This is a genomic window from Streptomyces sp. NPDC006510 (genome assembly GCF_040611955.1).
Taxonomy (GTDB): Bacteria; Actinomycetota; Actinomycetes; order Streptomycetales; family Streptomycetaceae; genus Streptomyces.
Genome location: NZ_JBEXPH010000250.1, coordinates 1 through 10,021, shown reverse-complemented (window position 1 = coordinate 10,021; position 10,021 = coordinate 1). Strand labels below are relative to the sequence as shown.

General features: G+C 69.5%; 11 protein-coding genes and 1 pseudogene. 5 read left to right on the top strand and 7 right to left on the bottom strand.

What is annotated here, in order from left to right:
• The 3 genes and pseudogenes from ABZY11_RS39450 to ABZY11_RS39440 all read left to right on the top strand — a co-directional run.
• A partial coding sequence (locus tag ABZY11_RS39450) for a hypothetical protein (RefSeq protein ID WP_356483790.1) occupies positions 1-230 on the top strand: 230 nt, incomplete at its 5' end.
• A 152-nt stretch (positions 231-382) separates the two neighbouring features.
• Positions 383-697 (top strand): hypothetical protein, encoded by a 315-nt coding sequence (locus ABZY11_RS39445; protein WP_356483789.1) that lies wholly within the window; start codon positions 383-385, stop codon positions 695-697.
• Positions 698-782: 85 nt separating this feature from the next.
• Positions 783-1,899 (top strand): annotated as a pseudogene (locus ABZY11_RS39440) (IS630 family transposase).
• A gap of 19 nt (positions 1,900-1,918) precedes the next feature.
• Here ABZY11_RS39440 and ABZY11_RS39435 read toward each other — a convergent pair.
• The 5 genes from ABZY11_RS39435 to ABZY11_RS39415 form a co-directional block, all read right to left on the bottom strand.
• The gene (locus tag ABZY11_RS39435) at positions 1,919-2,308 is read right to left on the bottom strand and encodes a hypothetical protein (RefSeq protein WP_356483788.1); all 390 of its coding nucleotides are present in this window, start codon (positions 2,306-2,308) and stop codon (positions 1,919-1,921) included.
• 236 nt (positions 2,309-2,544) lie between these two features.
• On the bottom strand, positions 2,545-3,231 hold the full coding sequence (locus ABZY11_RS39430) for a GGDEF domain-containing protein (RefSeq protein ID WP_356483787.1): 687 nt from the start codon (positions 3,229-3,231) through the stop codon (positions 2,545-2,547).
• 408 nt (positions 3,232-3,639) lie between these two features.
• Entirely contained in the window at positions 3,640-4,428 is a 789-nt protein-coding gene (locus ABZY11_RS39425) for a hypothetical protein (protein ID WP_356483786.1), read from the bottom strand.
• Positions 4,429-4,675: 247 nt separating this feature from the next.
• Complete coding sequence (locus ABZY11_RS39420) at positions 4,676-5,233, bottom strand: XRE family transcriptional regulator (RefSeq protein ID WP_356483785.1); 558 nt, start codon at positions 5,231-5,233, stop codon at positions 4,676-4,678.
• A 3-nt stretch (positions 5,234-5,236) separates the two neighbouring features.
• Positions 5,237-5,902: a hypothetical protein gene (locus ABZY11_RS39415; RefSeq protein ID WP_356483784.1), complete on the bottom strand. Its 666-nt coding sequence runs from the start codon at positions 5,900-5,902 to the stop codon at positions 5,237-5,239.
• Positions 5,903-6,853: 951 nt separating this feature from the next.
• On the opposite strand from ABZY11_RS39415, the gene ABZY11_RS39410 reads away from it, so the two are divergent.
• Entirely contained in the window at positions 6,854-7,174 is a 321-nt protein-coding gene (locus tag ABZY11_RS39410; RefSeq protein ID WP_356483783.1) for a hypothetical protein, read from the top strand.
• 86 nt (positions 7,175-7,260) lie between these two features.
• The gene (locus tag ABZY11_RS39405; protein WP_356483782.1) at positions 7,261-8,376 is read left to right on the top strand and encodes a zeta toxin family protein; all 1,116 of its coding nucleotides are present in this window, start codon (positions 7,261-7,263) and stop codon (positions 8,374-8,376) included.
• Here ABZY11_RS39405 and ABZY11_RS39400 read toward each other — a convergent pair.
• The gene (locus ABZY11_RS39400) at positions 8,340-8,615 is read right to left on the bottom strand and encodes a hypothetical protein (protein WP_356483781.1); all 276 of its coding nucleotides are present in this window, start codon (positions 8,613-8,615) and stop codon (positions 8,340-8,342) included. The genes ABZY11_RS39405 and ABZY11_RS39400 overlap by 37 nt on opposite strands.
• Before the next feature lie 273 nt (positions 8,616-8,888).
• The gene (locus tag ABZY11_RS39395; protein WP_356483780.1) at positions 8,889-9,365 is read right to left on the bottom strand and encodes a hypothetical protein; all 477 of its coding nucleotides are present in this window, start codon (positions 9,363-9,365) and stop codon (positions 8,889-8,891) included.
• Positions 9,366-10,021 lie beyond the last annotated feature (656 nt).

Sequence of the window (10,021 nt, the reverse complement as noted above, 5' to 3'; positions counted from 1 at the left end):
CCGCCGCTACATCATCTGGCGAAACCGCCATGCCGACGACCAGCACCTACAAGCCGTCGTCGACAAGGCAAACGTTGCCTGATGCGGCACTAGCGATCTTCGCCAGCCGGAAACACGGCCTCGCGGGCCGAAACTGGACCACCCGCTACACCTATGGGTGGACCACCAGGCTCGGGGTCTTCCGCCTGACCGGAAACGTATGCAGGGTGGCAGCGCATGCCCAGCGGTGAACGATGTCGGAAAGCCGGATGCGGGAGAACCGCACGTCCGGTTTGAGGTGGCGGGGGTTGGAAACGGAGCGGAAGCCACCGCGCCAGTCCCCGACCCTGCTAGTGCCGTGACCGCTTTGGTTCGCCGGGTGGGATCCGGCAGGATCTTGTGCATGTTCGAAGAGAAGCTCGAAGCGCTCTCGCAGGTGATGGCCGAGCACATGGCCATGCCGTTCCCGCCAGGCTTCCGCGGCCTGGGCATCGAGGACCAGGACATGGTGATGCTTGATGCGGACGCCGGCGGCTACGCCCTAGGCGTTCTCAAAGGCCCGCTCGACGAACAGCGCGGTGAAGGCTTGATCCGGCTGACGGCGGTGTTCGAGAAGGTTCTCCCTGCGATCGACGACGAGTACGCGACCAGGTACTATACGCACGTCCGCGATATGGCTGTGCTGGCCGCCGAAGTCGAGAATCTGCGCGAGAAGTAGCCCTCCGACCTGGAAGGTTCGCCCGGCTCGTGGCCGCGGCGGTTGGATGTGTGCGGTGACGTCCAATCCGACCGCTGGAGGCGCGATGGCCGAGCCTGTCCGTGTGCGCACGTTAACCGACCAGGAGGGGCAGAAGCTGCAGCAGATCGTGCGTCGGGGCAGCACCAGTTCGGTGCGGTTCCGGCGCGCGATGATGCTGTTGGCCTCGGCCGGCGGGAACCGGGCCCCGGTGATCGCGAAGCTGGTCCAGGCCGACGAGGACACCGTCCGCGATGTGATCCACCGGTTCAACGAGATCGGCCTGGCCTGCCTGGACCCTCAGTGGGCGGGAGGCCGTCCCCGCCTGCTCAGTCCTGACGACGAGGACTTCGTCATCCAGACGGCCACCACCCGCCCGACCAAGCTCGGCCAGCCCTTCACTCGCTGGTCCATCCGCAAACTCTCCGCCTACCTGCGCCGCGTGCACGGCCGTGTGATCCGGATAGGCCGCGAGGCGTTACGGTGCCTGCTCGCCCGTCGCGGCGTCACCTTCCAGCGCACCAAGACCTGGAAGGAGTCCACCGATCCTGACCGCGATGCCAAGCTGGACCGGATCGAGCACGTCATGGACCATTTCCCTGACCGCGTCTTCGCATTCGACGAGTTCGGGCCGCTCGGCATACGCCCGACCGGCGGATCCTGCTGGGCCGAGCAGGGCCGGCCCGACCGGGTCCCGGCGACCTACCACCGCACCCAAGGCGTGACCTACTTCCACGGTTGTTACTCCATCGGCGACGACACCCTCTGGGGTGTCAACCGCCACCGCAAGGGCACCACCAACAGCCTGGCCGCGCTCAGGTCAATCCGCGCCGCTCGCCCCGACGGCGCCCGATCTACGTGATCATGGACAACCTCTCCGCCCACAAGGGCGCCAAGATCCGCCGGTGGGCGTGGAAGAACAAAGTCGAGCTGTGCTTCACCCGACGAACGCCTCCTGGGCCAATCCGATCGAGGCGCACTTCGGGCCGCTGCGGCAGTTCACCCTGGCCAACTCGAACCACCCCAACCACACCGTTCAGACCCGCGAGCTGCACCGCCATCTGCGCTGGCGCAATGCCAACGCCCGCCACCCCGACCTCCTGGCCGCCCAACGCCGCGAACGAGCCCGCATCCGCAGCGAGAAGGGCCTCCGCTGGGGCGGCCGACCGTTGGCCGCGGCCTGAGGCTTCCCGCCATGACGGCCTACTCGGCCATCTCCTCGGGAGAAAGACGAGTGATCTTCTTTCCCGCTTCGGTCTCGACCAGGGTCAACGCGCCAATCCAGTTCCCGTCTTCGGGATACTCCCAGTTGGCCGCGTCTTCGAGAATCGCCGGAAGCTGATCACGAGGCACCAGCTCGCCGGGCTGGAAGCCGTTCTCCCCGGCGGGGGAGGTCCACGGCGCGAGTCGGCGGACCTCGGTCCACCCGCGATCGATGAGAGCGAGCAAGATTCCCGCCAGCTCGTTGACCGGTCGAGACTGGTCGGCTTCGTCGAGATCGCCCCAGACACCAGGCAGGATGTCGATCTCATAGGAATTGACCATGAAGGCTTCTTCAGACTTGGTCAATGTGTCCCACTCTTGCTTGCTCACTCAGCAATCGTCGCAGAGCTGGGGCACGACAGGCTCCCTACACGGCTGACCAGACCATCCCAACTCGGAGCTCACCCTGACCGCCGGGACCCGGTGAACCTTCGCGGTCACAGCACTAGACATAAGCCAGTTGGCCGGCCTGTTCTCCGTACGCTTCCCGGCGAGGATGCAGGTCGCCCAGGGCTGGCGGACGGTAATGCGGCGGTCCCAGTCGCCGCCCTCGAGTTCGGCGGCGCTCACGCGGCACGCGCCAGAAGGTGCGACCCACGGCGGCCGGCGCGGCGGCCGTTGACAGTGTCCGCGTACGCGTCGGCCCGTGTCGCGAGGTACGGGAACGCCTCCAGCCCCTTCTTGACCTTGTACATGGCGTTGTCCGCGCCGCGCAGGATCCGGCTGCTCGTCTCGCCGGGCAGATCGACGGCGCGGGCGATGCCGAGGGAGACGTCCAGCCGCAGCGTGTGCTGCTCGTGTTGGAGGGGCTGTTGCAGCTGCTCGCGCAATCCGGCGATCTCCGCGAGCGCGGTCGACGGAGGCAGTGCCACGGACACGGCGAATTCGTCGCCGCCCAGCCTGGCGGCGAGCGCCTGGCGGCTCGCGGTCCAGCGGGCGAGGCGTCGGCCGATGGTCTGGATGACGGCGTCGCCCGCGGCGTGCCCGTAGGTGTCGTTGACGGTCTTGAAGCCGACTCCGTCCAGCATCAGGACGTGCGGATCGTCGCGGTGCCGGGTGCGCAGTAGCCGCTCGCCGTGCGCAATGAGTTCATGCCGGCCGGGCAGGCCGGACAGCTGGTCCTTGCGGGCGTCAGCCAGGCGCCGGTGGAGCGCCAGGGCGTGGACGGTCCAGCCGGTCAGCGGGAGAGCGACGGTGGTCAGTAAGAGGGTGCGCTGCCTGATCGGTGACTGAAAGCGCAGGAGGGAGGACATACTTGGGTTCTCCGTCTCGTCTCGTACGGGATGGGTTGGCCCGGGGCGGCCGACTGGTTTTCCGGCCTTTGGCGGCCGTCCCGGGGCGGAGCTACAGCGCGAAGTCGCTGCGGGTGGTCCAGCGGGCTGCTTGCCGGCGTTCTCGAGTCCGGCCTGGTGCGCGGCGAGCGCGGCGTCGTACACCTCGTGCGCGCGCCGCAGGGCCGTGATGGGGGAGTCCGCCTCGCTGGTGAAGATGTGCAGACCTGTGACTGAGTGCTTCAGCTGGCCATTCTGAGCGTCATAGGTGGCCGCGCTGCCTTGTCCGCACGAGACGGCCCTCATCGCACGCCCTGTGTGCAGCCGCGGCAGAGTTCCTCCGGCGGCTCCCGTGTTACCGCGAGGAGGCGGTGCTGTGCACCAAGCGGTTCAGCGATACGCCCTGCCGCGCACGTAGGCAATGACGAGGGTGATTGCGGTGATGGCGCACACCAGCATGCCGATGGTCAGGAAGGCGATGCCAGCCTCGCTGATGCCCGGTTCGGTGCTCACTATGGTCATGCCCTGACCGGAGTAGGTCCGGTGTTCCTTGTCCGGGTGGTCCGCGATGTAGAAGATCATCGCGGGGATCGCTGCCGCGCAGCCCGCGGCCCCTGCCAGCGGCCAACTGCCTGCCCGGCCGTACCAGGGGATCCGCGGTTTCAGAGCGACGTGCGGGCACTGTGTCAGCAGGGCGCGTCCCAGGTCGCCGGCGCGTTCGGTGAGCCCGTCAGCCCGCAGCCGGGTGCCGTCGTCGAGTTCGATCTCAATGCGGTAGCCGTTGCCGAGTCGGGTTGCGAGGCCGTTCACCGCGTCGCCGTCGATGTGAAGCGAGGTGACGCGGTTCCAGGGCCAGCCCGCAGCGCCCCGCTGGGATCCATGAACCAGGCCGCCTTGGCGAACCTCGAAATACTCGCCGCGCTCCCCGCGCAGGGCCCGCGCGATCTGGGTCGCCGCGATCGCAATGGCGCCCAGCCCAAGGCCGAGCAGCAGACCGATCGCCTTGTTGCTGCCGGCCGACCCCTCGCCGGTTGCCGACCAGCCCCACACGCCCAGCCAGCCGGACGGGATGGCTATAAGCAGTGCGCAGCCTGCGTTCACCCATCGCTTCCGGTGGTCCACCGCATGCCGGCTGACCGCCGGGCCGAGGTCGCCGAACGTGTCTGCTCCTTTAGTCATGGGGGAAGTCAAGCAGCCGGTCTGTCGGCTCCACAAGATCGGCTATCGGGCCGGTACTTGGGGCTGGGATCGAAGCAAGATCAAGGCGCGGCGGCACTGGGGGAATGCGGCAGCCGGAAACGCGAGGGAACGAAGACAAGCCAGCCTCAACCGGCCTCTGAGCATGGAGCGGCCAACTGAGGTGCTCACTGGCCAGCTGGAGCGCTCAGTCACAAGCGGTTCGGGGCCTTCTGCCGTGGGCGGGTGATCACAGCTCGATGTCGAGCCGCTCCACGTCGGTGAACTCCACGCCCAGGCCGTGCGCGCGGGAGTTGTTCGCGCGGAAGTACATCCGGGCGAGTCCGTCGGCCGCAATTTGCCGGAGCTGGTCCTCGTTGGCACCCTGCTCCCGTGCGCTGAACAGCTGGTCGGCGTACTCGGGCGGCAGGGCCTGGGTGATGTCCCGGATCCGGGCATCGTCGGTCGTGCCCCCAGCGGCTTCGAATTCGAAGCGGGCGCGGGTGGAGACGACCAGCCCGCCCGTAGACGCCGCCTTCTTCCTCGCCTTCGCGCGGATCTGCGGCTGCCACCTCTTCTTGACCTCGCGCTCCAGGCGCCCACGCAGGTCCTGGCGGGGCCGCTTGAGCTTGCCCGACACGTACCGCTCCACGGTGCGCTGGGAGATCCCGAGTGCCTGGGCGGCGGCCTTGGTGCCCTTGAGCTGCTTGACCAGGTACTTCATCTGCGCCTGGGCACTCTGCGGGATACGGCGGGTGAACGCCCCCTCCAGCGCGCGGTCCAGGCTGTCCCCGAGTGAGTCGACCATGACCTACTCCCCTTCTCCGGCGCTCTGGTCGGTCTTGATCAGGTTGGAGATGTTGAAGACGCCGCCGCGCTCTTCGAACTGGGCTTCCGCCCACAGAACGGTCTGTGTGCCCTGCCACTTGACCATGCCCGGCGAGACCCCGAGCCGGAATGTGCCCGGCGCCGGCTTGCCCTCGGGTGTATGCGGCAGGACGTCCAGCGGGGACGGGCCGGACGAGGGGTAGACGATCGCGTCGGTGCCGATCGCGACCGGGTACAGGTCGGCGGCGGCCACCGTCTTCATCAGCTTGCGGTGCAGGCCGGTCCGCTGGCTGGCCAGCACGGCCGCCCGGATGTCGGGGCGCCACGTCCACCGCTCCAGCGCCGGATAGGGCTCGTAGTACGGCACCTGGCCCCGGCTGCGCTGGCGCAGCTTGCCGATCGCGCCCTTCGCCGTCGCCTTGATCGCGGTCTCCAGCAGCGTCATCGTCGGGTCGACCTGCTGGCGCCGCGCCATCGCCTCGAGGAACTCACTCTCGCTGAGGTCGGTGGTGACGCCCATGTCGGCCATCGTGTCCACGTACGCGTCGCGCAGCCGCTTGTACCAGGAGTCGAGGTAGCGGCCGGTCTGTGTGCGCACGTACGCCTCGATCGGCGCGACGTCGAAGCCCAGCTCCACCGCATACTGCACGGTGGGCGTGGCGTACCAGGCCGGGCCCTCGGGGTGGTCGCCCTTCGGCGTGGGTGCCGTCGACCGTACGGCCGTTGACCCGCACGCGGGACAGGTCGACGTGGCTGAGGTCGACCAGCCACGAGCCGGGCAGCGCCGGGTCGAACGTCGGGTTGTTCTCCAGGTGGGTCGGACCGTTCAGCCCGACCGTGAGTCCGTTCGCGGCCGCGGCGAACGACATGTTGAGGTCGACGACGACCAGGTACGGGTTAGCGCATTCCTCATCGGTCAGCGGCCGGCACCAGTCGTACAGCTCCTCCATCAGCATCTCTGCCGGGGTGCGCAGGTGGTGCCGGGCGTACATGTCCTTCAGCTTCGGGTGTTCGTCGGGGACCTCGCACGGCACCACCGGGTAGAGCTGGGTGATCGCGTCGTCGTTGAAGGCCCGCTTGAACTCGCCGGTCGCCGGGTCCTTCTCCGCGCGGGTCGGCGGGCGCAGCGCGGTCATCAGCTACAGGCCGGTCGTCGCGGTGCTGCCGCGCGGCGTCATCACCCGCGCCGCGTACAGACCGAGGTACTGGACGAGGTCGGCCGGGTGCATCGTCAGCAGCAGCTGCGGGTCGTCCTTCTTGCCCCACTCGCGGACGTCCAGGGCGTTCCAGGGCAGGATGCACAGCTGGACGCAGCGGCGCTTGGAGCCCTCGGGGTCGCGGTAGACCCGGGGCCCACGGGCCGAAGCCGCGCTGGGTCATCTGGAGCCCGGCCCGCTCGATCTGCTTGACCACCTTGTGGCCGGCCGGGAGACGGCTCGCGTGCCGTTCCTCCTCCGACAGGGCGACCGGCAGGCCGAAGCGCTCCAGCGCGGACGCGGTGAGGACGAGGATCGGGTCGGCGTCGCGGCCGTTGCGGTGCAGCCGGGCCTGACCGAGCCGAGCTTCGGCCAGCGTCCAGTCGACCAGGGCCGGGATCGTCTTGGCGGGCACGTCCAGGACCAGGCCGCCGACGCAGTACGCCGACACCTTCCCGTCCTCGCAGTCGATCACCGCGAGCGGCCCGTTCTCGAAGCGCGGGTCGACGGCGGCCGCCGTGGTCTTCTTCGCCACCGCCTTCTTCGCTCCCGGGCGCCGTGAGGACGTCGGCTTGGCGGCGCTGCTCGCCGTCGGACGGAGCGGCGGCGCGGCGGCGGGCGCCGCGATCGGCTCCGGCGCCGGGCCGGTGAACGTCTTCGGGACTGCCGACACCGGGGCCGCGTCGGGGAAGCGCGCGGCGAGGCCCTCCAGTAGCCGGGCGTAGGCGGCGCGCTTCGGCGGCCGCGGCTCGGTCTCGCCGGACTCCCAGTTCCCGATGGTTGGCAACGCCGGACCGCCGCCGACAAAGCCGTGGTACTGGAACAGGACCGGACCTGGAGTGCCCGGGAGACGGGCGTCTTCCACCGTGAACTGGCACATGCCGAGGTGCGGGTGCATCGTGATCTGCCCGAGGACGAGCGCCTGGCCGTTCACCGGGACGGTGCACGTGCCGCAGCACTGGCCGAGCCGGTTCGCCGTATCGCCCAGCCCCGTCGGAGAGCGCCCGGAGTCGACTACCACCGGCTCTCGGTCACCGAGCACCGGTGGGTCTTCGACGAGCTGATCGCCCCGTCGTACCTGAACGGCATCATCGCCCGGAACGATCCACGGGGGGTGTACGTGCTGGGCCAGCCCGGGGCCGGAAAGCTCCTGGCGGCCAGGACGGTCCGCCGGGCCGTGCGGCCGGGAACGACCCACCTGGTCGGCGACGACTTCAAGGCCTCGCACCCGGACCACCTGCGGCTGCTGAAAGAGGACCCACGCAACGCCGGGGCAGCGATCCGGGCCGACTACCGGGCCTGGTTCACCCGGGCCGAGGAGTATGTACGCCACCGTCGCGGCGACGTACTCATCGAGGGTGCACCGGGCAGCGTGGAGGAGTTCCTCTCCGGCGCCGTGCCGTTCGCGGCCGACGGTTACCCGGTCGAGCTCGTCGTCCTGGCTGTCCGCGAGGCGGACAGCCTGCTGGCGACGGCACTGCGGTATGCGCGCGCCCTGCAGATCGGCGGCTATCCCCGGTTCACCACCCGCGCCGGGCACGGCACATGCTTCCGGGCCCTGACCGACGTCACCGCCGCCGAACGGCATCCGTCGATCGCGGCCGCGGCCGTGACGGTGATCCGCCGCGACGGGCAGGCACTGCTGCGCCACGAGGCCGGCGCAGCCGGGCGGGCATCGTGGGCACTGACAGCGGAACAGCTCCGGCCGTACACCGACCAGGAGGCCATGGCCTTCCTCCGGCTCCACCGGGCGCTGCCGCAGCACCGGGACGAGCTGGACGACATCGTCGCGCTCTCCCGCCCCCTGATGCCCGCGCGGGTACAGCCGGCTCGGCTCGACAGGCCGCACCCGTCGGTCTGGCCCCTGCCCGTACCGTGCAGAGCATGGGACTACGACGCGTTGAGCTCCTTCAGCCGGGCGGCGTAGACCTCGGCGATCCGGGCCGCCTCGGGCGGGTCGGCGGTCGCCAGCTGGGCCTGGTCGGCGAGCGCGGCCTGCCTGCCGGCCTTCAGCTCCTCAAGCCGCTCCTCGTCGGGCACCGGGGCCCTGTGCTCCGCGGCGATCTGGGTGCTGTACCAGAGCACCACGTCCCGGACGATGCCCGCGGCCTGTTCCTCCTCGCCACCCTTGAGGCTGGAGAAGTCGGGGTTATCGGGGTCGGTCACGTCGACCACCCTCCTCGTCGATTTTGAAAGGGAACTCGTCATTGTCCTACCGGCGCCACCCCGCCACTTTTCTCGTCGATTTTGGGCTGGTGCCGAACGCGGCCTGGCCGGGGCTGTATCCAGGCCGACTGATCGCCCCGCCCGGGAACCTCCGCCCAGAGTCTTCCCGTTCCATGGGCGCCGCCCGGGGTATCCAGCGCAGCCGCCGGGGGCGGGACGCACGTTCGGATGAACCGGAAGGGAAGGCCGTCACCCGGACCAGCTGCGGGAGAACTACCGGGACGCCCCACCCGTGGACGGATCGGCGACCAGGCGGAAGAGGTCGCGCATCGGGTGCACGTCGCCCGGGATGCTCGTCCCGACTTCGATGATCTCCTCCCCGGCGACGAGATGGCTCGTGGTGAACGGCGGCCGGCCCGGCACGGTGACCAGCATCCGGACCCTGGTGCAGCGGTCGTCCTCGCCGCACCACACGTGCTGTGCGGACGTGACCTTGCCCATGACGCGGACGCCGGCCGTGTCCAGGTCGCGCCACACGCGCTGGTCCCGCACGGTGCCGACGACGGCCAGGACCAGGACGACCACGGTGAGAGGGGTCCAGAGGAGGCCGGTCACGACGACTCCCAGCCTGTCGTCGTCGGGGACGTACCCGCTGATGCCGGCCAGCAGGATCAGGGGCCCGGCACACACGACCAGGAGCCCGAGCCCGGTCCAGAACGGCTGCTCGAAAAAGCCTGTCGGACGATTCACCGGGCCTTCGGCCTCGGGACTCCACCGCTCGTCACGGCGTGGCCCTGAGCCGTCCGTCGTACGTCGATGCCTCTTGCACCATGGCCCCATTCTGGCAGACGCACCAAACGGCCCGGACCGGTACGGCCGGGGAGAAAGTTGCGGCATCCAGCCCCCGATAGGTCACTTCGGTGCCTTCGCCCGCCCGGGCCGTCGCGGGACACGCCGCCGGAACCGACCGCCGCCCCGGTTGGCCGTCCTCGCCGACGAGGCACGCACACCGGGGTGAGGTCGCGGCCGTGCGGCTGCTCGCCACGCGGGGACACACCGCCCGCCTGGCGTCACACCCGACGACCTTGTGTGGACGCAGCATGCCTGGAATGGCACCCACGCCGCGCTCGCCGCGCCGCATAGATGTCGCGGTGAGTGATCTCCGGGGCGTATCGCGGCTGAACGCATCAGCTTCAGCGGCCGGTTGGCGGGCGTAGGGGAATGGCCCGCTGTCGTGGGTGGTTGCAGCCGGTTGATACAGCTGTGAGAGACGGGATCAAGCGCGTGAAGATCGGTAACATCCAGGTTCTTCCGGTGATGGACGGGGTGGGGGTCGAGGTCGCGGCGGACATCCTGTCCCGTCCCGGTGTGGACGACCCGTGGGCTTGCCACACCGAGCACCGGGA

Excerpts from the sequence above, each read along its gene's own strand:
- ABZY11_RS39420 (WP_356483785.1), bottom strand. The coding sequence starts at position 5,233 with ATGGTCGACTCACTCGGGGACAGCCTGGACCGCGCGCTGGAGGGGGCG.
- ABZY11_RS39430 (WP_356483787.1), bottom strand. The coding sequence starts at position 3,231 with ATGTCCTCCCTCCTGCGCTTTCAGTCACCGATCAGGCAGCGCACCCTC.
- ABZY11_RS39445 (WP_356483789.1), top strand. The coding sequence starts at position 383 with ATGTTCGAAGAGAAGCTCGAAGCGCTCTCGCAGGTGATGGCCGAGCAC.
- ABZY11_RS39425 (WP_356483786.1), bottom strand. The coding sequence starts at position 4,428 with ATGACTAAAGGAGCAGACACGTTCGGCGACCTCGGCCCGGCGGTCAGC.